The sequence below is a fragment of the Mesorhizobium sp. AR07 genome (assembly GCF_024746815.1).
Taxonomy (GTDB): domain Bacteria; phylum Pseudomonadota; class Alphaproteobacteria; order Rhizobiales; family Rhizobiaceae; genus Mesorhizobium.
This window is the reverse complement of sequence record NZ_CP080525.1, coordinates 6,561,179-6,585,110: the sequence shown is the minus strand read 5'-3', so window position 1 is coordinate 6,585,110 and position 23,932 is coordinate 6,561,179. Positions and strand designations below refer to the sequence as shown.

At 62.4% G+C, this 23,932-nt stretch carries 24 protein-coding genes; 12 read left to right on the top strand and 12 right to left on the bottom strand.

Features of this window, described 5'->3' with window-relative positions:
• Window positions 1-53: 53 nt before the first annotated feature.
• The gene (locus BPNPMPFG_RS32370; RefSeq protein WP_258592593.1) at window positions 54-1,148 is read right to left on the bottom strand and encodes an ABC transporter ATP-binding protein; all 1,095 of its coding nucleotides are present in this window, start codon (window positions 1,146-1,148) and stop codon (window positions 54-56) included.
• A 92-nt stretch (window positions 1,149-1,240) separates the two neighbouring features.
• A complete protein-coding gene (locus BPNPMPFG_RS32365) occupies window positions 1,241-2,167 on the bottom strand; it encodes a LysR substrate-binding domain-containing protein (protein ID WP_258592592.1) in 927 nt (308 codons plus the stop codon).
• Between the two features lie 83 nt (window positions 2,168-2,250).
• On the opposite strand from BPNPMPFG_RS32365, the gene BPNPMPFG_RS32360 reads away from it, so the two are divergent.
• From BPNPMPFG_RS32360 to BPNPMPFG_RS32340, 5 genes are all read left to right on the top strand, one after another.
• Entirely contained in the window at window positions 2,251-3,840 is a 1,590-nt protein-coding gene (locus tag BPNPMPFG_RS32360; RefSeq protein ID WP_258597016.1) for a zinc-binding metallopeptidase family protein, read from the top strand.
• Window positions 3,841-3,870: 30 nt separating this feature from the next.
• Window positions 3,871-4,803: a dimethylarginine dimethylaminohydrolase family protein gene (locus tag BPNPMPFG_RS32355; protein WP_258592591.1), complete on the top strand. Its 933-nt coding sequence runs from the start codon at window positions 3,871-3,873 to the stop codon at window positions 4,801-4,803.
• 152 nt (window positions 4,804-4,955) lie between these two features.
• On the top strand, window positions 4,956-7,109 hold the full coding sequence (locus tag BPNPMPFG_RS32350; RefSeq protein WP_258592590.1) for a transglycosylase domain-containing protein: 2,154 nt from the start codon (window positions 4,956-4,958) through the stop codon (window positions 7,107-7,109).
• 369 nt (window positions 7,110-7,478) lie between these two features.
• Window positions 7,479-8,063, top strand: a complete 585-nt coding sequence (locus tag BPNPMPFG_RS32345) for a DUF1214 domain-containing protein (protein ID WP_258592589.1) — start codon at window positions 7,479-7,481, stop codon at window positions 8,061-8,063.
• Window positions 8,056-8,625, top strand: a complete 570-nt coding sequence (locus tag BPNPMPFG_RS32340) for a DUF1254 domain-containing protein (protein ID WP_258592588.1) — start codon at window positions 8,056-8,058, stop codon at window positions 8,623-8,625. Before BPNPMPFG_RS32345 ends, BPNPMPFG_RS32340 begins: the two co-directional genes overlap by 8 nt.
• Here BPNPMPFG_RS32340 and BPNPMPFG_RS32335 read toward each other — a convergent pair.
• Window positions 8,622-8,801 (bottom strand): hypothetical protein, encoded by a 180-nt coding sequence (locus BPNPMPFG_RS32335; protein WP_258592587.1) that lies wholly within the window; start codon window positions 8,799-8,801, stop codon window positions 8,622-8,624. The two genes, BPNPMPFG_RS32340 and BPNPMPFG_RS32335, sit on opposite strands and share 4 nt — an antisense overlap.
• A 212-nt stretch (window positions 8,802-9,013) precedes the next feature.
• Here BPNPMPFG_RS32335 and BPNPMPFG_RS32330 point away from each other — a divergent pair, with 212 nt between their 5' ends.
• Window positions 9,014-10,075: a hypothetical protein gene (locus BPNPMPFG_RS32330; RefSeq protein WP_258592586.1), complete on the top strand. Its 1,062-nt coding sequence runs from the start codon at window positions 9,014-9,016 to the stop codon at window positions 10,073-10,075.
• Here the strand turns inward: BPNPMPFG_RS32330 and BPNPMPFG_RS32325 are convergent.
• The 3 genes from BPNPMPFG_RS32325 to BPNPMPFG_RS32315 form a co-directional block, all read right to left on the bottom strand.
• On the bottom strand, window positions 10,053-10,400 hold the full coding sequence (locus BPNPMPFG_RS32325; RefSeq protein ID WP_258592585.1) for a DUF1491 family protein: 348 nt from the start codon (window positions 10,398-10,400) through the stop codon (window positions 10,053-10,055). The genes BPNPMPFG_RS32330 and BPNPMPFG_RS32325 overlap by 23 nt on opposite strands.
• A gap of 174 nt (window positions 10,401-10,574) precedes the next feature.
• On the bottom strand, window positions 10,575-11,387 hold the full coding sequence (locus BPNPMPFG_RS32320) for a peptidoglycan-binding domain-containing protein (protein ID WP_258592584.1): 813 nt from the start codon (window positions 11,385-11,387) through the stop codon (window positions 10,575-10,577).
• Window positions 11,362-13,095, bottom strand: a complete 1,734-nt coding sequence (locus tag BPNPMPFG_RS32315; RefSeq protein WP_258592583.1) for an ATP-binding protein — start codon at window positions 13,093-13,095, stop codon at window positions 11,362-11,364. Before BPNPMPFG_RS32315 ends, BPNPMPFG_RS32320 begins: the two co-directional genes overlap by 26 nt.
• A 534-nt stretch (window positions 13,096-13,629) precedes the next feature.
• On the opposite strand from BPNPMPFG_RS32315, the gene BPNPMPFG_RS32310 reads away from it, so the two are divergent.
• Window positions 13,630-13,983, top strand: a complete 354-nt coding sequence (locus tag BPNPMPFG_RS32310) for a DUF5330 domain-containing protein (protein ID WP_258592582.1) — start codon at window positions 13,630-13,632, stop codon at window positions 13,981-13,983.
• Between the two features lie 99 nt (window positions 13,984-14,082).
• Window positions 14,083-14,511 (top strand): SufE family protein, encoded by a 429-nt coding sequence (locus BPNPMPFG_RS32305; protein WP_258592581.1) that lies wholly within the window; start codon window positions 14,083-14,085, stop codon window positions 14,509-14,511.
• 183 nt (window positions 14,512-14,694) lie between these two features.
• On the opposite strand, the gene BPNPMPFG_RS32300 is transcribed toward BPNPMPFG_RS32305, so the two are convergent.
• Together BPNPMPFG_RS32300 and BPNPMPFG_RS32295 are read right to left on the bottom strand one after the other, a co-directional pair.
• Window positions 14,695-15,120: a Ros/MucR family transcriptional regulator gene (locus BPNPMPFG_RS32300; RefSeq protein WP_258592580.1), complete on the bottom strand. Its 426-nt coding sequence runs from the start codon at window positions 15,118-15,120 to the stop codon at window positions 14,695-14,697.
• 411 nt (window positions 15,121-15,531) lie between these two features.
• Window positions 15,532-15,927: an SH3 domain-containing protein gene (locus tag BPNPMPFG_RS32295; RefSeq protein ID WP_258597014.1), complete on the bottom strand. Its 396-nt coding sequence runs from the start codon at window positions 15,925-15,927 to the stop codon at window positions 15,532-15,534.
• A 113-nt stretch (window positions 15,928-16,040) separates the two neighbouring features.
• Here BPNPMPFG_RS32295 and BPNPMPFG_RS32290 point away from each other — a divergent pair, with 113 nt between their 5' ends.
• Window positions 16,041-18,158: a S9 family peptidase gene (locus BPNPMPFG_RS32290; RefSeq protein ID WP_258592579.1), complete on the top strand. Its 2,118-nt coding sequence runs from the start codon at window positions 16,041-16,043 to the stop codon at window positions 18,156-18,158.
• Window positions 18,159-18,331: 173 nt separating this feature from the next.
• The gene (locus BPNPMPFG_RS32285) at window positions 18,332-18,733 is read left to right on the top strand and encodes an SET domain-containing protein (RefSeq protein WP_258592578.1); all 402 of its coding nucleotides are present in this window, start codon (window positions 18,332-18,334) and stop codon (window positions 18,731-18,733) included.
• Window positions 18,734-18,831: 98 nt separating this feature from the next.
• Here the strand turns inward: BPNPMPFG_RS32285 and BPNPMPFG_RS32280 are convergent, their stop codons facing one another.
• From BPNPMPFG_RS32280 to BPNPMPFG_RS32265, 4 genes are all read right to left on the bottom strand, one after another.
• Window positions 18,832-19,782, bottom strand: a complete 951-nt coding sequence (locus BPNPMPFG_RS32280; protein WP_258592577.1) for a cytochrome c — start codon at window positions 19,780-19,782, stop codon at window positions 18,832-18,834.
• A gap of 10 nt (window positions 19,783-19,792) precedes the next feature.
• Window positions 19,793-20,230: a c-type cytochrome gene (locus BPNPMPFG_RS32275; protein ID WP_258592576.1), complete on the bottom strand. Its 438-nt coding sequence runs from the start codon at window positions 20,228-20,230 to the stop codon at window positions 19,793-19,795.
• 160 nt (window positions 20,231-20,390) lie between these two features.
• Window positions 20,391-20,990: a superoxide dismutase gene (locus BPNPMPFG_RS32270; protein WP_027053553.1), complete on the bottom strand. Its 600-nt coding sequence runs from the start codon at window positions 20,988-20,990 to the stop codon at window positions 20,391-20,393.
• A gap of 176 nt (window positions 20,991-21,166) precedes the next feature.
• Window positions 21,167-22,045 carry a branched-chain amino acid aminotransferase gene (locus BPNPMPFG_RS32265; RefSeq protein WP_258592575.1) on the bottom strand — a complete coding sequence of 293 codons (879 nt, stop codon included), beginning with the start codon at window positions 22,043-22,045 and terminating at the stop codon, window positions 21,167-21,169.
• A 156-nt stretch (window positions 22,046-22,201) separates the two neighbouring features.
• On the opposite strand from BPNPMPFG_RS32265, the gene BPNPMPFG_RS32260 reads away from it, so the two are divergent.
• Window positions 22,202-22,864, top strand: coding sequence for a haloacid dehalogenase type II (locus BPNPMPFG_RS32260; protein ID WP_258592574.1), 663 nt, complete (start codon window positions 22,202-22,204; stop codon window positions 22,862-22,864).
• A 230-nt stretch (window positions 22,865-23,094) separates the two neighbouring features.
• The gene (locus tag BPNPMPFG_RS32255; RefSeq protein WP_258592573.1) at window positions 23,095-23,922 is read left to right on the top strand and encodes a L,D-transpeptidase; all 828 of its coding nucleotides are present in this window, start codon (window positions 23,095-23,097) and stop codon (window positions 23,920-23,922) included.
• Window positions 23,923-23,932 lie beyond the last annotated feature (10 nt).

Here is a 23,932-nt window from a genome sequence, read left to right as displayed (position 1 = left end):
TGTCGTTGATAGTACCGGAAAGCGGTGGTGCTGATGTCTCGCCACACCGTTCGTCATTGTCCTCCATGCGGAAGGAGGAAACCCTTTTCCGCCGGCCAGGTGAGCCAGACGGAGTTGCCCTTGCTCAGCGCAGCGGCAGCGACCTCGTTCGGCACCGAGACCGTGACCTTGGCGCCTTGCCGCGTCGTCAGGTCGAGCCGCGTTGCCGCGCCGAGATAGGTGGAGTTGATCGCAGTCGCGGCGATGCCGTTCTCGCCGGCCGCCGCCTCACCTGATATCGACATGTATTCAGGCCGGATCGCCAGGATTGCATCGCCGCGCACCGCCTCGGCCTTGCAGCGCATGGAGATCGCGCGGCCTTCGCAGAGGCCGGTCGAGCCATTTTCGGCCGGGCGCACCCCCTTCAGCGGCAGCATGTTGATCTCGCCGAGGAACTCGGCGACGAAGCGATTGTCCGGCCGGTCGTAGACCTCGTCGGGCGCGCCGACCTGAAGCAGTTTGCCGTGATTGAAGATGGCGACGCGCGACGACAGTGCCAACGCCTCGCTCTGGTCGTGGGTGACGAAGACGAAGGTGGTGCCGGTTTCCTGGTGCAGCCGCTTCATCTCGGCCTGCATCTGGCCGCGCAGGCCCTTGTCGAGGGCCGAGAATGGCTCATCGAGCAACAGCACGCCCGGCTCGAACACCAGCGCGCGGGCGAGCGCCACGCGCTGCTGCTGACCGCCTGAAAGTTGCGCCGGCAGTTTTTTCTCGTGGCCCTTGAGGCCCACGCGTTCGATCATCTCGCCGACACGACGCTTGATGTCGGCCGCCGATTTCTTGCGCACCTTGAGCGGGAAGGCGATGTTGGCTTCGACGCTCATATGCGGAAACAGCGCGTAGCCCTGGAACACCATGCCGGCGGCGCGCTGTTCGGCCGGCCGTTCGGTGATGTCGACGCCATCGCTGAACAACCGGCCCTCGGTCGGCTGCACGAAGCCAGCAAGGATCATCAGAAAGGTGGTCTTGCCCGAACCGGACGGCCCGAGCAGGGTCAGAAATTCGCCACGACCAATGTCGAGCGTCAGGTTGTCCAGCGCACGGAACGAGCCGAAGCTCTTGCCGATCCCGATTGCCTTGATCTCTGCGGCCCGGCCGGGTTGCTGCATCCTGCCTGTTTCCTCGGTTCCCAAGAGAAATCGTAGGGCAGCGCGCGGCCTCACCGCAACCGAATAGTTTTCGCCGCATCGGCAAATTTCATTCATCTATCCAGTCGGTGGCGCCAGTGGTCGGCCATGCCCTTGGCATTGCTCTCCGCGAGTTTCGATCGCAGCCATCCGGCAAATGCGTCAAGCACCGGGTGCGTCGCCTTGGCGTGTTCGGAGACCAGGAAGTAGGAGCGTGGCGATTTGATCGCGATGTCGAAGGGACGCACGAGCCTGCCCTCGGCCAGAGCCTTGCCACTGGTCAGTTCGTCGCCCATGGCCATGCCCTGGCCGGCGATCGCGGCCGAAAAGACAAGATTCATGTCGGAAAAGAAGATACCGCCTTCCGGGTCGGGGTTCTCGACCTTGGACAGCGCCAGCCAGCGCGCCCAATCCTCGGTGTCGCCGAGATGCAGGAGATTGGCGCGCAGCACATCGGCCGGCTTGGAGAATCCGCCGACCTTGTTTAGGAGCGTCGGACTGCAGAGCGGCGTGAAGGAAATGTCGCACAACAGTTCGGCGGCCCGGTTCGGCCAATTGCCAACGCCAAAGGCAATGAAGGCGTCGGCGTCGGCGTTGCTGACATCGTCCAGCCGTCGCGGCGTCAGAATGCGCAGCGCAACGTCGGGGTACATCTGCCTGAACTCGCCAATATGGGTGCATAGGAACAGCGAGGCGAAGCCCGTCGTGCAGCTGACGCTGAACGAGCCGCCGACGCCGGTGCCGGCATGGCGCGTCACCGCGTCACCCAGCACGGTCAGCGCCTTGCGCACATCGCTGGCGTAGCGCTGGCCGCGTGGCGTCAGGGTCACGCCCTTGCCGATGCGTTCGAGCAGGTCGAAGCCGAGGTCGCGCTCGAGCAGGCGAAGCTGATGGCTGACGGCGCTGCGGGTCAGATGCAACTCGTCGGCGGCGCGCCAGACGCTGCCGTGGCGAGCAAAGCTGTCGAGCGCGCGCAGCGCTTGTGTCGATGGTATGCGCAAGAGGCCTCAGGTGAACCGAATTTGCATGAGCCGGGAAAACATATCACTTTTTGGCGAACCGCTTCACTGCTTTCTTCTCTGCCATGGAGAAAGCGGCCACCACATCGGCGCAAGCAACCGCGCTTGCCTGCCTCGACGACATCCAGCCGTCGCTGTCGGCGTGGACGCGAACCATCTTCGATTTCGGTGAGACCGCCTGGCGGGAGTATCAGTCAGCCGCCTGGTATGTAGAGCTTCTGAAACACGAAGGCTTTTCCGTCGAGGAAGGTTCCGGCGGCATGCCGACAGCCTTCTGTGCCCACTGGACCAATGGTCCCGGCCCGACCATCGGCATGTACGCGGAGTACGACGCGGTGCCGGGCAACTGCCAGGATGCCGCGACGGTCAAGCGTCCGCGCCCGGGGCTTGGCGACCAGGCCGGCGGTCATACGGATCCGCATTCCGGACTGGGCATTTCAAGCCTTGGCGGGCTGCTGGCGGCCAAGGCGGCGATGCAGCGTCACGGCATACCGGGCACGCTGCGCTTCACCGGCGAACCGGCCGAGAAGGTGCGCGGGTCAAAGCCGATCCATGCCGCCAAGGGTTATTATGACGGCCTTGCCGGGATGATCTCCTTCCATCCTTTCTACATGCTGCCGCTCTGCAACACGGCGCGCTGGGACACGCATTGCGGCGCGGCCTACGCAATGATCTATCGCTTTGTGTGCGACGAACCTGAAAATTGGGTTCGCGCAAGCGATGGCGCACCCATCCCGCAAGCGCATTCGGCGGTGCGCGCGCCCGGCGCCAACGACGCGCTGTCGATGATGTACATGGCCTCGAAGGCGTTGCGCGATTCCATGCTGCCGCATCAGGGCGGCTGGTCGATCAGCGAGGCGATCCTGACGGCAGGGCAAGCGACCGCCGACAATCTGCCGGCGGGGCTGGCCGAGATCCAGTACATGGTCCGCGTGCCGACGCTTGCCATGGCCGAGCAGGTCACCGCCATGCTCGACCGCAATGCGCAAGCCGCCGCGGGCATGAGCGGTTGCCGCACCGAGCGGCACTGGGTGTCGAAGTCGCGACCGGGGCTTGCCAACCATGCGATGGCCGAAATCGCCTATGAGGCGCTGTCGACGGTCGGGCCGCCACGTTGGGACGAAGCGGCCAAGGCGGTCGCCCGCGAGATTCAGGTCAATGCCGGTGGGGTGGCGACGGAGGAGCCGTTCATCGCCGAATTGGAGCGCCTGATCGCGCCGCGGGACGCGGAAGCGATCCTGCGCCGCGACCTGCCGCCATCGCAGATCAATTCGACCTCCGACGATTATACCGACATGTCGTGGCATACGCCGACAGCCCGATTCTACGTCGCCCGTCCGGCGCTGCGTTCGGCAAGCGGACATGCCTGGCCGGCCTGGGTGATGAATGCGCTGGGCGGCATTCCCGCCACCATCGGCCCGATGGTCATCTGTGCATCGAAGACCATAGCGCTGGCCGCCCTTCGCCTCCTGGAAGACAAGGCCGCGCGGGACGCGGCGCTGGATGAATTCGTCGCCCGCACCGGTGGCGGCATCGGTGGCTCCAACTGGATCGCGCCGCTCTGCGACTACGAACCGCCGATTGGATTTCGTTGGCCGGAATACGTCACCACCCCGCGCGGACGCGACTGGTGGATACCGAGCAATACCCAATGATCAACCAAGCCGCCTCACGAGGAGAACCCGATGACCGTTCATGACCGCATCGTCGCCGAGCCGTTTTCGCTGCAGCGCCGCAACCCGGCCGGCGGCACCAAGCCGCTGACCGTCTGGGGCTTTGCCAACGAGACCGATGTCTTGACCGACGTCCTGCTCGGCTCGCCCAATTTCCTGCGCCATCTGTCGACAAGCTCGCTGTCGCGCAAGCATCTGCGCGAGGCGCCTTGCAACGTCCAGATCGCGCAGGCGCAGCACAAGGATCTTGTCGCCGCCTACGAGCATTTCGGCGTCAACATCCACTGGCACGAGCCGACGCCGGAACTGCCCATGCAGGTCTACTCACGCGATTCCAGCGTGATGACGCCTTACGGCGCCGTCATCACCGCCATGGCCAACTGGTGGCGGCGCGGCGAGAATTATGCCGCCATCCGCACCTACGAAAAACTCGGCATCCCGATCTACGACATGGTAACCGCCGGCACCTTCGAGGGCGGCGACTTCAACGTCATCGAGGACGGCGTCGTCTTGATCGGCTGCGGCGGTGCTCGCACGCAGGAGGAAGGCGCGCGCCAGGTGCAGGCCTGGTTCGACAAGGAAGGCTGGGAAACCCGCATCGCTTTCATCGACGAGTACTATGTCCATATCGACCTGATGGTGGTGCCGATCGCCGAAAAACTGACCGCCGTCTGCCTCGCCTGCACCGAACCCGGCATTGTCGACTGGCTGAAGGGCAAGGGCCACGAGATCATCGATGTGCCGTTCCAGGATACGATGGCACTCGGCTGCAATTTCATGTCGCTCGGCAAGGACCGGGTGATCGCGCCGACCTCCAGCCAGACGCTGATCGGCCAGCTCAAGGCACGCGGTTTCGAGGTCGCGGCGGTCGACATGAGCGAGATCTCCAAGACCGGCGGCGGCATCCATTGCATGGCCCAGGCGTTGAAGCGCGAGCCGGCCTGAGGCGGCTCGCCCTTCTGCAACAAACCCCGCACTGTGTCTTCGCCGCCCTTGTGAGTATGGGAAAAATGGAGGAATAGTCTGCCAGGGTGTGCGGCCCTGAAATTGCCGGCTTGCGGTTTTCAGGTCGCGCCATCGCCTAGCCGGGTTTTTGAATGGCCAGTCCTGAACCGCGCAAGAGAAGAGGTCCGATCGCCGCCCGGCTGCTGGCGCTCGACGCATGGATCGATTCCTCGCTCTACGAGATCGGTTTCAAGGCACGCCAGTTCTGGGAAGCCGCGACGATCTTCTCGCGGCGCTTCCGCCTCACCGGCTGGCGTCGCGGCATCATCGAACTGTTGAGCGAAGGCTTTACGCTGGGAGCCGGCGGCATTGTCGTGATGCTGGCGCTGGCCATTCCTGCCTTCCAGGATACAACTGGCGACTGGCGCGCCCAGGGCGACTTCGCCGTCACCTTCCTCGACCGCTATGGCAACGAGATCGGCCAGCGCGGCATCATCCAACGCGATTCGGTGCCGGTCGACGAGATGCCCGACCAGGTCATCAAGGCAGTCCTCGCCACCGAGGACCGCCGCTTCTTCGAGCACTACGGCATCGATGTGCTTGGCCTTTCACGCGCGATCTTCGAGAATGTGCGGGCGAACTCGGTCGTCCAAGGCGGCTCGAGCATCACCCAGCAGCTGGCCAAGAACCTGTTCCTCACCAATGAGCGCACCTTCGAGCGCAAGATCAAGGAAGCCTTCCTGTCGCTGTGGCTCGAGGCCAACCTGTCGAAAAAGGAAATCCTGCAGCTTTATCTCGACCGTGCCTATATGGGCGGCGGCACGTTCGGCATCGAGGCGGCCGCCGACTTCTATTTCGGCAAGAGCGTCAAGGACCTGAACCTCGCCGAGGCGGCGATGCTGGCCGGGCTGTTCAAGGCGCCGACCAAATACGCGCCGCACATCAACCTGCCGGCGGCGCGTGCGCGCGCCAATGTGGTGCTGTCCAATCTCGTCGATTCCGGTTTCATGACCGAGGGTCAAGTGCTGCAGGCAAGGCTGCATCCAGCCGATGTCGTCGATCGCGGCGAACAGAAAAGCCCGGATTATTACCTCGACTGGGCGTTCGATGAGGTCAAGAAGATCGCGAAGCCGGGACAGCATTCGCTCGTTGCCCACACCACATTCGACGCCAACATCCAGAAGGCGGCGGAAGAATCGGTGGAGTTCCACCTGCGCCAGTTCGGCAAGGAGTACAACGTCACCGAAGGCGCTGTCGTCGTCATCGAGACCAACGGCGCGGTCAGGGCCATCGTCGGTGGTCGCGACTACGGCGCCAGCCAGTTCAACCGCGCCACCAAGGCGCTGCGCCAGACCGGCTCGTCGTTCAAGCCCTATGTCTATGCAACCGCGATGGAGCACGGCTTTACGCCCAACTCCATCATTTCCGGCGGCCCGATCAGCTGGGGCACCTGGTCGCCGCACAATTACAGCGGCGAATCGGCCGGCAACATCACGCTGATCATGGCGATGGCCAAGTCGATCAACACCGTGCCGGTGCGACTGGCCAAGGACCATCTCGGCATCCCGCCGATCAAGGCAATGGCCGAGGCGATGGGTGTGGAATCACCGCTCGAAGCACACAAGACGATGGTGCTCGGCACCTCGGGCATGACCGTGATGGATCAGGCGACGGGCTACAGCGTGTTCGCCCAGAACGGCTTCGTCGGCTCCCGGCACGGCATCACGCAGCTCGTCACCCGCACCGGCGACGTGGTCTACGACTTTGCCAAGGATGCGCCACCACCGCATCGGGTGCTGTCGGAGCAAGCGCTCAAATCGATGAATACAATGCTGGCAGCCGTGCCGGTGATGGGCACGGCGCGCCGCGCTCAGATCCCCAACATCGTCGTCGCCGGCAAGACCGGCACGACGCAATCCTACCGCGACGCCTGGTTTGTCGGCTTCACCGGCAACTACACGGCGGCGGTATGGCTGGGCAATGACGACTTTACGCCGACCAAGAACATGACGGGCGGCTCGCTGCCGGCGATGGTTTGGCAGCGCCTGATGGTCTACGCCCACCAGAACATCGACCTCAAGCCGATCCCGGGCATCGACAAGCCCTTCGTCGACGAGACCGTCGCGGCCAAGGCCGAGGAGGCGCAGAAGAAGAACGACGCGCAAGCGGCGGCCGATGCAGCCTCCGAGCGGCCGCCGGTGCTGTCTAGCCGGACCACGCAGACATTGAGGGACATGACCAAGCTGTTCCAGTCGGCGCCCAGTCTCAGTGCGCCGCAACCGCCGGAGACGCTGTCGGCTCTGTGATTGGTACGGCTCTCCCCTCTCCCCTCGTGGGATAGGCCATCGCATATGAGACGCTGAGGTTTTCGCTCTACGAATACCCCCACCCCTAACCCTCCCCACAAGGGGAAGGGAGACTTCAGTAGGCGCTGATCTCGGCACACTGTCGATATCTCGCCCAATATGAGAAGGCGCGCGGCAGCATCCCCTCCCCCTTGTGGGGAGGGTTAGGGTGGGGTCCGCCTTCGCAAGAATCCATATGCGATAGCCCAGCCCTGTGGGAGGAAGCCGTACCTGGCCACGACGCTTGTCTGCAAATCTGCGCCCGCCGCTTGCCACGAGGCCCTACGCCGCGATATCCCGAGCGGCAACTCTTCTTGTCCCCGGCCCCTCATGCTCAAGAACGCCTTCCTGACGCTGCTTTCGCTTGCCATAGCCATCGGCGGCGGTGGCGGCAGCGTCTGGTATGCGCTGAAGGTCCAGGATGGTGTCGGCGCCATCCGGATCGGCCAGTGGACGGCCTTTCCCGATATCGGCACACCAGCCGCCGATCCCTATTCGAAGGCCCGTGTGGCGCGCGAGGGCGTGCTTGCGCTCGGTCGCGCCGAAGGGCTGTCCTTCGTCGCCGAGCACGACGCGGGCGGCGACGAGCTCAAGCGCGAATGCACCTACACGATCAAGGGCGGATTTCCGACGGCGCGGTTCTGGACGCTCTATGCCGCCGACCAGTCGCTCGGCGTGGTCGAAACCGGCAAACCGCGGCTGGCGGCGCTGCAATCCTATGGGATGGTGCGCCAGCCCGACAATTCGGTCATCATTTCCGTCAGCCGTCACCCGATGCCAGGCAACTGGCTGCTGACCGACGGCTTCGGCAGGATGTATTTCGTGCTGACATTCTACGACACGCCGATCGCCAGCAGCACCGGCCTGTCGGACGTTTCGCTGCCGAAGATCGTGAAGGTCGGCTGCGATGCGTAGCTTTTATGCGGCGACGCGCAAGCTTTTGCACGCTGTGCTGCTCGGCCTGCTTGGCGCCGGCATCGTGCACATTATCGTGCTGCTGCTGGTGCCTGAATTTTCCGAACGCGACGCCTGGTCGCGGCTTTCCATGGCATCGGACCTTTACAAGATGATCCGTCTCGATGCCGAGGCCGGCGGTGCGCCCGTGGTGAAATCCGTCGACCCGCTGTTTTATGCAACGGCTTGCCGGTTCGACCTGGGTGAAGGAATGGTCCGCATCAAGGCGCCGGGACATGTCCCGTTCTGGTCGGTGTCGGTCTATGACCGCAACGGCCACAACATCTATTCCTTCAACGACCACACGGCGACCGGCGGCGTGCTGGATGCCGTCGTGCTGACGCCGGCGCAGATGATCGACGTGCGCAAGGATCTTCCCGAGGACCTTCAGGGAGCGATCTTCGTCGAAGCCCCGATCGAGGAAGGCATCTTCGTCATCCGCACCTTCGTGCCCGACGACAGCTGGAAGCCGATCGTGTCAAGCTTCCTCGAACAGAGTTCCTGCGAGTTGCAGGACTTCTAGTGATGCGGAACCGGCTTTGATCCCGGCTTGTCCGGATCGACCGGCCGCACTTCGCCGGCATGAGACCGCTCATAGCGGATGCCGGGAAAGATGATCACCGCCGCCGGCATTTCGGCGGTTTGCTTTGTCCGATTGCTTGGTGCCGTTCGCGGCACGAAAGACAGTACCATGCCCATGACTCGCGCATTCCTCTCGGTTTCCCCGGAGCACAACGCAACGCCTCCAAATATCATTAAGGACGGCAGAGGGTTAACGGAGCGCTAACGGATCGTCGCTAACTTGATCTTTGTCTAGAGGTCGGGACATCCTGACCCGAGGCCAACGCGAAACCGACACAGTCCCGGTGGCGCGTGATCAAGTTTGTGTCGAGTGTACGGGCGTATCCTTCGTGTCATCTTCGGACTTCAGGCAAATCGCGATACGGACGGACTCGGGAAAGGCCGAAAGGCTGTTCCGCGCCGCGGTGTCGGCGTTCTGCTCGCTCACCCGCCCGTCACGCCGCGAGATCGGCCAGCTCGAAGACCTGACGCTGCCGCTGTTCGGCGATGTGTCCGTCGAATCGCGCCGTTACGTGGCAGCCGCCCTTTCCGAATGCGAATATGCCCCCGCCGGGTTGGTGCGCCGGCTCTGCGAGGAGCCGGTCGACATTGCCGCGCCGCTGCTTATCCGCTCCCGCGCGGTCAGCGACATCGATCTCATCGCGCTGATCGGGCGGCATGGCCTGCCGCATGCACGCGCCATTGCGCGCCGCAAGGATTTGAACCCGACCATCGCCGATCTGATCAGGGCGCTGGAAAGGCCGACTCTGGTGCGGGTGCGGGAGCCGGATGTGAGTGTGGCGCCGGCGGACAAAGCCGCGGCGGCGGCAGCGGACAAGGCTGCACCGGTGAGCACGCAAGCCGCCTCTGAAGAGCTCACGAGAGAACGGGCGACCGGCATCGCCGCCGAAAATGCACGGCGCAGGCTGCGCTCGATGATGCGCACCGGTGAACAGGCAGCCGGACCGAACGCCGATCCTTTCTCAGGCGCGGACACTTATGTCAAATTGCGCGAGACTGCGCTGACCGGTAACGCCGCGTTTTTCCAGACCGCGCTCGCCGATGCGCTCGATATCGATTTCTCGATCGCACGATCGCTTACCGCCAACCAGAATTATGCGTCCCTGCTTGCCGCGCTGCGCTCGCTCGACCTCAGCGAGGACCGGGCATTCCTGATCACGGTTGCGGTCTATCCTACACAATTCCCGCATCCGCAGGCCATCCGCACCTTCCTCGACCGCTACCGCCTGCTGCATCGCGATGTGGCGCAAGACAAGGTGCGGCTCTGGAAAGCCGAGACCCTGTCAAGGGTGGTTCGCGACGCCGCACCGGCAAACAGCGATACCCGCACTGCATCGAACAGCGACGATGCTGCGGCCTCGTCCGGCCTCAGGGCGTCTTTACGGAAATAAGCTCTTCGACGGGCACAGTGCCGGCCTCGATCTCGACCACCCAGATGTCGGGATCGAATTTCTTTTCCCTTTCCAGCCGCGCATCGAGCACGGCGGCATCGTCACCGGCGCCGAGAAGGCTGAAGAAGCGCTCATCGGGCTTCGCCGAATCGTAGCTCGTCTGCGGCGCCGGTCCGAACAGGGCAATGTCTCCCGACCTGCCTCGCGCCAGCACGAAGACAGCGCCCGCTTCGGTTGCGCCGCGCTTGACCACGGCGGCAAATCCGCCAGCGCCGAAAACCCGGCGCAACAGGGCCGAGACCCACAGATCCGATGTGACGCGCATGGGAGAACTCCGCTAATGCATGTTGCCCAAAAGTGGCCCTGGTTTTGGGACAACGACATGCACGAAAACAAAGCCTAAAGCGCGTCGCATGAATCCGTTGCGGGTGCGACGCGCTTTAGGCATGCGGGCTATCTATCGATATTTCCGCCGCGCGGCGAGCCGTCGTTTCGGCCGTCAGTTGGTGAGGCCGATCTCACGCATCTTGACGTAGGTGATCTCGTCGGGTTCGCCGGTCTGCGGCAGGCCGAACAGCGACTGGAATTCCTTGATCGCTGCCTTGGTGCGCGCGCCGACGACACCGTCCAGTTGCATGCCGTCATTGCCGAATGCCTTGAGCCCGGCCTGGATCTTGACGATGCGGGCATCGGGTGCTTGTGGCGCGGCATTCACCTGTGCGGCATTCGCCTGCCCAGAATTGGTCTGCCCGGAATTCGTCTGCAAGGACACTGGAACGGCGGCCGGCATATCCGGGCGCGGTTGCGGTTTTGGTATCGCGGCCGCCGTTTTCGGCGTCGCACCCAGTTGATCCAGAAGAACAGCGTCGATCTCGCCCGACGCATTGAGCCCGACCTTCTGCTGGTAAGCTTGGATGGCCTTGCGCGTGTTGGGTCCGGAAATGCCGTCGACCGTTCCAGGATAGAAATCGAGATCCTTCAGTATGCCTTGCACCTGCTCGACCACAGGGTCGCCCTTGATCGGTGCCGGCGCGCCGGATGGCCTCACGATGTTGAACGTCGTCTCCGGTTCGTCGGATGCCGTGCGCGGAAAGCCTTGCATGCTGCGGGTCGCGAAGAAAGCGCCGGCATGCGGGAAAGGCTGATACCACAAGGCATTGGCGGAAACGTAGAACAGCGTCACCAGGAATGCCGTCGACCCGCCCACCAGCACAGGATTGCGCGAGATCATGCCGCCGACGGCGACGGCGCCATCCTGAAAGGTGTTGCCGCGGCGCTTGACCGCCTTAGGCTGTTTTGCGGAGCGAGCCATTTCTGTCCCCTTTCGCCATGGCCATCGGCATCGTCAGCACTCCAGCCTTTTCCGCCTGATGGCCCTTCGGCCCGTTCACCGGCAGGCTGATGGTCACCGTGGTGCCTTCGCCCGGCATGCTTTCGATGGACATCGTGCCTTCGTGCAGCGCCACCAGGCCCTTGACCAGCGAGAGCCCGAGACCCGTCCCCTCGAAACGGCGGGTATAATCGTTCTGAATCTGCATGAAGGGCTTGCCGAGATTGGCAAAATCCTCCTCGGCGATGCCGATGCCGGTGTCCCTGACCCAGAAATGCAGGCGCGAGCCGATCCGCTTGGCGCCGACGACGACATCGCCACCATCGGGTGTGAACTTGATCGCATTGGAGACCAGGTTGATGAGCATCTGCTGCACGGCACGCCGGTCGGCATTGATGTCGCCAGCGTCCGGCGCGATCTGCGCCCGCAGATCGATGGTCTTCGCCTGCGCCTGCAGCTGCATCATGGACTGGCACATGTCGACGGCTTCCGAGAACCGGAATGGCTCCGGCTCGGTCGCATAGACGCCTGATTCGATCCTGGACACGTCGAGTATCGAGGTCACGACGGCAAGCAGATGCTGGCCCGAATCCCTTACCAGGCCGACATATTCCTTCTGGCGCGGATCCTTGAAAGCGCCGAACATCTCGTGCAGCAGCATATCCGAGAAGCCGATGATGGCATTCAACGGCGTGCGCAGTTCGTGGCTGACCACTGCCAGGAAGCGTCCCTTGGCCACCTCGGCGGACGCGGCCGCCTCATTGGCCGCCGCGAAATTTTCGCGCAGCCGGGCAATTTCGTCATTCTCGCGCAGGACAAGCGTGAAGACGTCGCCCTGTTCCTCACCCCGCACCAGATCGAGCGAGAACGGCCGATAGTTGTCCGCCGCAAGGCCACTGCCATTCTGAGGCAGCCTGATGCGCAATTCGAGCCGGCGCGCCAGCGCGCCATCGCGCATGTCGGCCAACGCGCTGAGATAAGAGACGCGATCCGACAGATGGACGCGATCGAAGAGGCCGCTTCCGGAGAGCAGTTCGGGCGGCAATTTCAAAAGCGTGCGCGCCTTTGCCGAAGCGTCCAGAACCTCGCCATGGCGGGCGACGCGCAAGACCACCGCATCGATGATGTCTTCGAGCCGGTCGGCTGTGTCGACGACATCAGCCGCACTGGTCGTGTTGCGAAACGCCGAGCTGCGCGGGATCAGCGTGAGCGCCCAGGCCAACGGCACCAGCCAGTGCCACGCGGCGATCTGCGCGCCTTCGAACGGGAGCATGGTTCCGGCCAGAGGTTGAGCCAGGATGGCGACAGCAGCCGACACGACTCCCCAAACTGCCGCACGCCGCGAGGCGCCGATCCACCAGGCTTCGAACGGCAGCGCCACGACAAGCATGGCGACCGGCGAACTCAGCCCGCCGGCGGCGGCGATGAGACTGCCGAGAGCAACTCCCGCCATCGCCAGGGCGACCTGACCCGCCACTGCCATCTTGCCGGTCGCCGCCACCAGCAAGGCAACGAACCAGCACAGGCCAAAGGCCGCGAAGATGGCGGCCATGGTGACCGCGACGCCCATGCCCGAAGTGACCAGCGTGACCGCGGCACCGGCGGCAAAGAAGGGAGCAGCCAGCATGACGCCGATGAAGCGACGCTGGCGCTCGCGATCGCTCCGCCCAAGGATGGACGGATGAACCATGCGTTCGCAACCAGCGGCCATCGCGCCAGGCAATTCAACGTATCTGGCCTTGATCGAACTCAACTCAACGCACCCGTACTCGTCGTGGACAGCTCTGCTTTGCAGATTGTTCTGGTTGGCTTTGAAACTCGCATCCAGCGTTTAAGGAATGGATAAGGCAGCGCCGACCAAGGCCCCGGCCTGCGGCAAATATCGGGATGCCGGCAGCCGAATGCCCGGGCAAATGCCGCCATAGTAAACGGAGGGTTATCCGGCGACGGCGCCCATCGGGTGGATGCGTACGGCACCCGGACTCCCGGTTTTCAGGAAAAATACAGGAAAAGCAGAAAGATAGATGGTTATCCAGGGTTAAGAAAACCCGCTCGGATTTGAAACAAATCGATTGCACAATCGTTCGTTTCGAATTTGCCTAAAATTTGAGGAAAATTCTCGGTTTGCCTGCAAGCCGTCCTTTGCGCCTGTGTGCCAACATGCTGCCTACAAAAGAGGTCATGCCATATGGATGCATGATCCGGTCACGACGAGGGCAAGGGAATGATTTTCCTGATAAGAATGGCTTTCTGGTTTTCGCTAGTGCTGCTGGCGCTGCCGCTGACTGTCGGCCCCGACGAATCGGGCCGCGAGAGCGTCGGGCCGATCCAGGCCCTGTTTGCGGCACGCGAGGCGGTTGGCGACATCGCCGGCATTTGCGAACGCAAACCCGAGGTTTGCGAAACCGGCAAGTCGGCGATGCACACCATCACCGCCCGCGCCAAGGAGACCGCCAAGATCGCGGCGGCGATGCTGGACGACAAATCCGCCGCAGGCCCCGATACTTCGACGATGACCGGCAGCGTGCCGGGGGAAATCGTCTTGCCCGAGACAGTCAACCTGCCCGTTCAGAATTAAGCCGTCCGACGGCGCACCGCGGGCTGTCTGCCCTCTCGACGCCCGTGGTGTCCTTGTTTTTTCCGTGACGCGGCGCTGCCGCGTGATTATATCCGAGCCATGACGACCACGATCCAGACGATCCGCGACGATTTTTCGTTCCTTGAGGAATGGGAAGACCGCTATCGTTACGTCATCGAACTCGGTGAGGCGCTGCCGCCGTTTCCGGACGACGATCGCAACGCCGCCAACAAGGTGCCGGGTTGCGTCAGCCAAGTCTGGCTGACCACCGAACGCGGACCTGGGGCCGACCCGGTCATCACCTTCACAGGCGATTCGGACGCTCACATCGTGCGTGGGCTGGTCGCGATCATGCTGGCGCTGTTTTCCGGGAGGACGGCCAGCGAGATCCAGAAGACCGATGCGGACGCAACATTGAAAGAGCTCGGTCTCGACGAACATCTGTCGCCGCAGCGCGCCAACGGCCTTCGCTCCATGGTCAAGCGCATCAAGCGCGATGCCGAGGCGGCGCTCAAGCAGACCGCCTGACAGGTCAGCGGTTCATCGTTTCACGCAGAACCGCTCTATTTCGCTGTTTTGACGCAATTCCGGACGGAAAACCGTTTCACACTTTTCCTGGAATTGCTCCAATCGATCAGCGTCTTACCATCCGCAAAATCAAAACGGCGCCCGAAGGCGCCGTTGATGTCGATGCGACCTGGCAAGCGGCGATTACCGCGCCTTGCGCTTGCGGCCGAGACCCATCTTCTTGGCCAGCTGGGACCGGGCAGCGGCGTAATTGGGAGCAACCATCGGATAGGCCGGGTCGAGGTTCCACTTTTCGCGATACTGATCGGGCGTCAGGTCATAGTGGGTCATCAGATGGCGCTTCAGCGACTTGAACTTCTTGCCGTCTTCGAGGCAAACGATGTAGTCGTCATGAACCGAGCGCTTCGGGTTGACCGCCGGCTTTTGCTTGTCGGCAGGCGGCAGTTCGGCGGTTCCGCCCACACGCCCGAGCGCGGCATGGACATCGGATATGAGGTTCGGCAGTTCGCCGACCGGTACGGGATTGTTGCTGACATAGGCAGCCACCACATCGGCGGTCAATTCGATCAGCGCATCGCTGTTTCTGGAAGGTGTTTCGACAATATCCATGGTCATCAGGCCCCAACAAGAGTTACGTCGGTGTGCGCCCCTTTTTTACTGGCAGGGCATTGCACGAATTTCATGCAGATAGAGCTTCCGCGATTCGTGACGCGCGCACACCAATGAGCCTCCGAACCAAGTAAGTCAATTCGCTCGTTGCCCTATATTGGACAGTGTTGATCAATTATTCCCGGATCAGCTTCAATCTTTCGTGCGTTGTATAATTTTTCGATATTCCGCTCGCCAACCAGCAACCGCTGACGCAACGTCAGCTCGCCGTTACATTCGCGATAACTCACTAAGCGGGTTTCAATGCTTGATTTTGCTTGCCTGTCGAAAGGGCAAGCTTGGTTGTTCACATCTGTCCACAAAACCACAGGTTGCCGAATATCCCGCGCAAGCAACCAGGCGACGTGCCTGTCATCCGACCGGCTCGGGATCAACCAGCGATAGCACCGTCTGTCGCTGCTTCCACGCCGGCTGATTGGCGATGTCGAGCAGGTTTGTCCCGCCGGTGAATCGTCCGGTCGTCCGCAGAACGGTGCCGTTCGGATATGCTGCCTGTTTCTGGGATGTGCCCGAAGGGTATTTGCGCACATTGAGCGCATCGCCGGACAGCACATTGGCCACTTGCCAAGCCGCGAATACGGTCGCATGAGACTGGCCGGTAAAAGCCAGAGTTAGCGAAGCAACAGCGAAAACCGCGGCAATCCGAGACCGAATAGTCATCATCTCTCCTCCAGGCTCATCTCCCGGAGCCGACACGACCCATACACCGCGGCTCTTGAACCCGCCCTGATCGGCGTGTTCATTCACAATCAAGATACTTCCCCATTCAAGATACTTCCCCATTCAAGATACTGGCCCATCCAAGATACTGGCCCATCCAAGATACTGGCCCGTTCAAGATACTGGCAAAGCGAGACGCAATGACCAAGACTTCCGCATTTCCGATCGTCAACCCGCCAACGCCCGAGAAACGGCCGGTTACCGACACGCATCACGGCATCACGCGAACCGACGACTATGCCTGGCTGCGAGCCGACAACTGGCAGGAGATGTTCCGTGACCCGTCATTGCTCGACGCCGGGATTCGCGCCCAGCTCGATGCCGAGAACGCCTACCAGTCGAGGCTGATGGCCGACACGGTCGACCTGCAAAAGCAGCTGTTCAAGGAGATGAAGGGCCGTATCAAGGAAGACGATTCTTCCGTACCGATGAAGGATGGACCCCATGCCTATGGCTCGTCCTTCAAGCTCGGCGGCGAACAGCCGCGTTACTTCCGCACGCCGCGTGAAGGCGGCGCCGAGCAGATCCTGCTCGACGGCGACGCGGAGGCGGCGGGCAAGGCCTATTTCCGTCTTGGCGGCGTCGATCATTCGGCCGACCATGGCAAGCTCCTGTGGGCATTCGACGACAAGGGCTCGGAATTCTACACGCTTCGCGTGCGCGACCTTGCCGATGGCAAGGAGCTCGCCGACCAGATTCCCGACACCGGCGGTTCAGGCGTCTGGAACGCCGGCGATGACGGCTTCTTCTACACCCGGCTCGATCCGAACCACCGACCGTGCAAGGTGCTGTTCCATGCACTGGGGCAGACCCCGGAAAGCGACCGGCTGATCTATGAGGAAACCGATCCCGGCTTCTTCATGGATGTCGGCGGCACCCGTTCCAACGAATGGATCATGATTGGCATCAACGATCATGAGACGTCGGAATACCGCCTGTTGCGCGCCAGCGAGCCGTTTGCCGAACCCAAGCTGGTCTTTCCACGCGAGATTGGCCTTCAATACGACATGGAAGAAGGCGGCGACATCTTCTTCATCCTGACCAATGCCGACGGCGCCAAGGATTTCAAGATCATGACGGCGCCGGCCAGCGATCCGGTGCGCGCCAACTGGCAGGAACTGGTGCCGCATGAACCCGGCCGGCTGATCCTGTCGGTGATCGGCTTCAAGGGCCACATGGTCCGCCTGGAACGCAAGGAGGGCCTGCCGCGCATCGTCGTACGCGACCGCACCAGCGGCGAGGAGCATCTCCTGTCGCTCGACGAGGAGGCTTTCTCGCTCGGCCTGTCGGGTTCCTATGAGTACGACACCGAGGTCATGCGCTTTTCCTATTCGTCGATGACGACGCCGGCCCAGGTGTTCGACTACAACATGCGCACCCGCGAGCGGGTGCTGCTCAAGACCCAGGAAGTGCCGTCCGGCCATGACCCGGACCACTATGTGACGAGGCGGCTGATGGCGCCCGCCGCCGATGGCGAACTGGTGCCGATCTCGCTTCTGCACCATCGCGATACGCCGCTGGATGGGTCGGCGCCTTGCCTGCTCTACGGCTACGGCTCCTACGGCATCACCGTGCCGGCGGCATTCAACACCAACTGGTTCTCCCTGGTCGACCGCGGCTTTGTCTTTGCCATTGCCCATGTCCGCGGCGGCAAGGACAAGGGTTATGGCTGGTACGATGACGGCAAGCGGGCGCACAAGATGAACACGTTCACCGATTTCATCGCCACGGCTCACCATCTGGTCGTCGAGCGCTACACGACCCATGATCGCATCGTCGCGCAAGGCGGATCGGCCGGCGGCATGCTGATGGGCGCCATCGCCAACATGGCGCCGGACCGTTTCGGCGGCATCGTCGCCGAGGTGCCCTTCGTCGATGTGCTGACCACAATGCTCGATGCAACCTTGCCACTGACGCCGCCGGAATGGCCGGAATGGGGTAACCCGATCGCGTCCGCCGACGATTACCGAACCATCGCCGCCTATTCGCCCTACGACAATGTCGCCGCGCTCGACTATCCGCCGATCCTGGCGCTCGCCGGTCTCACCGATCCGCGCGTCACCTATTGGGAGCCGGCCAAATGGGTGGCGCGGCTGCGCGACCGCAAGAGCGGCAACAATCCGGTGCTGTTCAAGATCAACATGGATTCCGGCCATGCCGGCGCCTCCGGCCGGTTTTCACGGCTGGAGGAGATCGCCTACACCTATTCCTTCGCGCTCAAGGTGATGGGAAAGGCCGGTCTTGGCGCGAGCCGGTAGGCACTTTGCATTTGAAGAGTTCACGCGGCGCTTTCGCGCTGCGGAACCCGGCGCGCACTTTTGGGTGACATGCAATTGCCAGCCGATTTTCCGCTCGCAATTGCGATGGTCGCGCGCTACCCAGTGCGCGGCTTTTTCACAACTTCCAATCACCCATCTCACAAGGGTCTGCCATGTTGCTCGTCGACGTCTATCTCGACAAATCGCCCATCCAGGGCATCGGTGTCTTTGCCAAGAGCCCCATTCCCCGTGGCACGCTGATCTGGAAGCTGGATCCGAGGTTCGACCGGCTCATCGAGGTCGAGACCTATGAGCGCGAGACCGGAGCGGTGAAGAGTTATCTCGACCGCTATTCCTATCCCGACCGCCGCGACCCGAACTACATCGTCTTCGAAGCCGACGACGCGCGCTACATGAACCATGCCGACGAGCCGAATTGCGACGTGTCCTCGCCCGAGAAGAGCTTTGCGCTGCGCGACATCGCGGCCGGCGAGGAACTGACCTGCAACTACAACCATTTCTTCGAGACGGGCTTCGATTTTCTGGGCGACCGCCACCTGCCATCCGACAATTGAAGCGCTTGGTGTTTGAAGAGATTCAAACGCCGCGCTTTGGTCCTTGTTTGGTGCATGTCGTTGTTTCGAAACCGCTGCGCGCTTTTGAGCGCCACGCGTCAGTTCGCCGTCTTCTTGCGCGCGGGATAGCCGTTTGGATGCGGCGGTATCGCCTTCAGGTAGGCGGCGATCGCCGCACGGTCATCCGACGTCAGTTCGGCCATGTTCTTTTGTACATCGACCATGGCACCGCTCGCGGAATCGAACTCCGGCGTAAAGCCGGTTTCGAGATAGTTGGCGATGTCGGCGTCAGACCAGTTGCCGATGCCGCCCTCGCCCGAGGTGATGTTCGACACGATACCGCTGCCTTCGGCGGCCACAGCGCCCGCCAGCCACTCGTTCCTCTTCGTACCGCCCGCAAAGTCGCGCGGCGTGTGGCATTCGCCGCAGTGACCCGGCCCTTCGACCAGATAGCGGCCGGCCACCACCCGGTCGGGCGTGCCTTCGGGGAGTGAAACGACCGGCTGATCGCTGAGATAGAGCCGCTTCCACAGGCCGATGCCGCGACGAATGTTGAATGGGAATGCCAGCGAATTGCCCGGCGCCTTGCCGGCGACGGCCGGCAGCGTCTTCAGGAAGGCATAGAGATCGGCAATGTCGGCCGGTTTCATGCGCGCGTAGGACGCATAGGGAAATGCCGGATAGAAGTGTTCGCCCGAAGGCGACACCCCCTTCAGCATGGCATTGGCGAGGTCCGCGACCGACCAGGCGCCGATGCCGTCCTTGGGGTCTTGCGAAATATTGGGCGGAACGAAGGTGCCGAATGGCGTCTTGAGCTCGAGGCCGCCCACCAGTTGAAGCCGCGCAACGTCCTGCGACCCCGGCTTTGCATGGCAGGAGGTGCAGCCGCCGGCATAGAAAATACGCTTGCCCCTGGCCGCGTCGCCAGGGCCAAGCTTGGCCAGGGTCTCACTGTCGAGCCTCACCGGCGCCGACAGGAACCACCCGGCAACCGCGCCGACGCCGCCCAGAACGACGAGGGCGCCGACGAGTTTTTTCAGCCAGGGCATTTGCCCGCGATCAGCTCTTTTTGATTCTGTAGGTCTGATGGCAAGTGCCGCAATCGGAGCCGATCGTGTTGAACTGCGCCTTCAAGGCGTCGACATCCGCTGGCGCGGCTGCGACCGCAGCCTTGACGTCAGCGAGATACTTGGCGTGAACCGTCTTGAAGCCGGCCATGTCTTCCCAGATCTTGGGTGCAGCCGTGGTGTCGCCAGCGTCGCTGCCGACCGGGAAAAGAGTGTCAATATCCAACTTTTCGGCATTCGCCTGCAGCGCCTGCAACGCTGTCAGCACCGCTGCTGCTTCGAAAGGCTCCTGGCCGTTGACCACTTTCGACAATCCGCCGGCAATCTTTCCACGTTCCTTCATCAGAGCCTGCCGATCCAGGATCGGGTCAGCAAAGGCCGCCGAACCGACGAGAGCGAGCATAGAGATGGCGAGGGCAAGCTTTCTCATTCAATTGGCTCCATGGGTGAAGGCATTTCGGGACAGAGCGCTAACGGATGCGACCGGGGGAATATTCCCTTCCCCCGGGATGATTTTGCCGAACCTCTGCTACGGGATCACGACGCAGAAAAAGAAAAGCCCCGGGTTGCCGGGGCTTTCTGACGATCGATCACTTCGCCTTTTCGTACAATTCGAGCACGTGATCCCAGTTGATCAGGCTGTCGACGAACGCTTCGAGATATTTCGGGCGGGCGTTGCGATAGTCGATGTAATAGGAGTGTTCCCAGACATCGACGCCGAGGATCGGCGACGCGCCATGGACGAGCGGGTTCTCACCATTCGGCGTCTTCGAGATCGCCAGCTTGCCATCCTTGACCGAAACCCAGGCCCAGCCGGAACCGAACTGCGTCGTGCCCGCGGCGATGAAGTCGGCCTTGAACTTGTCGTAGCCGCCGAGATCGCTGTCGACCGCCTTCTGCAAAGCGCCGGGAAGCTTGTTGCCGCCGCCGCCCTTCTTCATCCACTTCCAGAAATGGATGTGGTTGTAATGCTGGGCGGCATTGTTGAAGAGACCGGCATTCTTGCCGAACGACTGCTTGACCACCTCTTCGACCGACAGATCGCCCATGCCGGCTTCGGCGGCGAGCTTGTTGCCGTTGTCGACATAGGCCTTGTGGTGCTTGTCGTGATGATACTCCAGCGTCTCTTTCGACATGTAAGGCTGCAGGGCCTCGTAGTCGTAAGGCAGGGCGGGCAATTCAAAAGCCATGGGTAGTACTCCCTCGTGGAAAAATCCGGTGTCGATACCGGACTAAGATAGGTCTGGATTGAGCTGGAACAACTCCGGAATGAAGCGCCGGTTCCCTTTCTAAGCGGGTTGCGGAAAACTGTCACACGGTTTTCCGGCAACGAACCGCGCCGCGACAAAAGGCCAGGCCGGACGCGTCAGCCAGCTGACGTCGAATGCGCCCAATCCCAATAGAGCTCGCGTGCCTTCTTGGCCACCGGCCCGGGTTGCAGGTTGCGATCCTCGATACGGGTGATCGGCACCACCTTGGAATGGTTTCCGGTCGAAAAGATTTCGTCCGCTTCGAGGAAATCCCGTACCGACAGCGTCTTTTCGGTGGTCTTGAAGCCATACTCGCCAAGCAGCGTCATGGTGCGCGAGCGGGTGATGCCGGACAGGAAGGTGCCGTTCGGCATCGGGGTCAGCACATGGCTGTCCTTGACCAGGAAGATGTTCGAGGTTCCGGTCTCGGCGACGTTGCCCAGCATGTCGAGCACCAGTGCATTGTCAAAACCGCGCATCTTGGCTTCGAGAATGGCACGGCCGTTGTTGGGGTAGAGGCAGCCGGCCTTGGCGTTGGTCGGCATGGTTTCGATGGTCGGGCGGCGGAACGGCGACACGGTCACCGAAAAACCGGTCGGCGGGATCATCGGCGATTCATAAAGGCAAAGGCAAAACCGGGTCGAGGCAGGGTCGGCCGGCACGCCCATGTAGCCGCCGTGCTCGGCCCAGTACATCGGCCTGATGTAGACCGCCGTCTTGCCGTCGAATTTCTTCAACCCGTCCCAGGTGAGCCCGACGATCTTGTCGGCGGTCATCGACGGCTTGAGGCCGAGCGCAATCGCCGAGGAATTCACCCTGGCGGCATGGAGCTCGAGGTCGGGCGCGACGCCTTCGAACCAGCGGCCACCGTCGAACACGCTGGTGCCAAGCCACATGGCGTGGCTGCGCGGTCCCAGAATGGCGACATTGCCCTCGTGCCAATCACCATCGACGAAAGTCCATGTCGCGGATTGCGCCGCAGCCGCCAGTGTCATCGCATTATCCCGTTTCAACCGCTCTCGTGTCACCACCATTGGAAGATGCTTTGGCGGGCGCCGTCAACCGGCATCGCGGAGTTTTGTTGAGGCCAGCGACGGGCGCGATGCAATCAAGGCTTGCACCTTGCGCCGCCTCGCCTCAAAACTGTTGCCATGCAATACGCCGCCTATGTTTTCGACGCCTATGGCACGCTGTTCGACGTGCATGCCGCCGTGCGCCGCCATGCCGATCAGATTGGGCCGGACGGCCAATTGCTGTCCGAAATCTGGCGCGCCAAGCAGCTCGAATATTCCTGGGTGCGCACATTGATGGGCGCCTATGCCGATTTCTGGCAACTGACCGAACAAGCGCTAGATTTCGCCTTGCGCAAGGTTCCCTCGGCCGATCCCGGCCTCAAGGCGAAACTGCTGGACGCCTACTGGCGGCTGGATTGCTATCCGGAAGTGCCGGCCGTGCTCAAGGCGCTCAAGGCTTCGGGCGCAAGGCTGGCGATCCTGTCCAACGGCTCGCCCGAAATGCTGGAGGCAGCGGTCAAATCCGCAGCGCTCGACCAGGTTCTGGACGATATCTATTCCGTCGATGCCGTGCGGCGCTTCAAGACCGACCCGACGGTCTACGACATGGTCACCACCGGCTGGCGCCTCTACCCCGGCGCGGTTTCCTTCCAGTCCTCCAACCGCTGGGACATTGCCGGAGCGACCAAATTCGGCTTCCGCACGGTGTGGATCAACCGCTCCGACCAGCCCGAGGAATACCGGGACTTTCCGCCGGCCCTGATCCTGCCATCGCTCGAAGCGCTGGTGCCCGGCAGCTAGCGCATGTCGCGCAAAGTGGCTCGGGCTTTGGCACAACGCCATGCACAAAACAGAGGTCGCACACCCTGTGTCTCTGGCGCCACAGTGGCGGCGCAGTCACAGCTTCGCCTTTGTTTGCCCACGTTCGGGCCAGAATCGGAACCGCCTATCGGGCCAGGTGTTGTCAGGCACCCGCGCAGCGGTCCGCGAATTCACGCTTTGTTGCGATTTGAGACCTAAAGAAGGCAATCATGTCCATAACTGAAATCGAATCCTTTCGCCTGAGCCGTCGCGGCTTTCTCAACGCCGCTGCATTGGGCGCCGCTTCGATCGCGGTTTCCGCATGTGCCACCACCGGACCGGCACCGGTCGAGCCGCCGCCGCCGCCAACCTATGTCGAGCCGCCGCTGCCGGACTATGCAACGATGTACGCGGCCGTCAGCGATGGTGGCTTCGATCTTCCGGCCATACCGTTCGAGAAGATCGATCCGCAATACCTGCGCCAGATCGTTCCCGATCCGACGGGACAGAAGCCCGGCACCCTCATCGTCGACACGACCGGGCACCACCTCTATCTCGTGCGCCCAGGCGGCCAGGCGATCCGCTATGGCGTCGGTCTCGGTCGCGCCGGCTTCGAATGGTCCGGCGACGCCGTCGTCCAATGGAAGCAGAAATGGCCGAAGTGGACGCCGCCGGATGAAATGATCGCCAGGCAGCCGGAACTGAAGCCGTACAGCGCCGACAATGGCGGCATGCCAGGCGGGCTGAAGAATCCGCTCGGTGCGCGCGCGCTCTATCTCTTCCAGGGCAATGTTGACACGCTCTACCGCCTGCACGGTTCGCCGGAATGGAAGTCGATCGGCAAGTCGGTCTCTTCAGGCTGCGTTCGCTTCATGAACCAGGACATCATCGATCTCTACGATCGCGTGCCGTCGAAGAGCCCGGTCATTGTTACCGCTGATATCGGTCAGGCAATGGTGGCGACGGCCAACCGCAAGGCCATCCCGATCGATGCCGGCGTGCCGGAAGGATCGGTGCTGCTCGGCCCGGTGAAAGCGATCACCAATTCGATCTTCTGATCCACGAGGC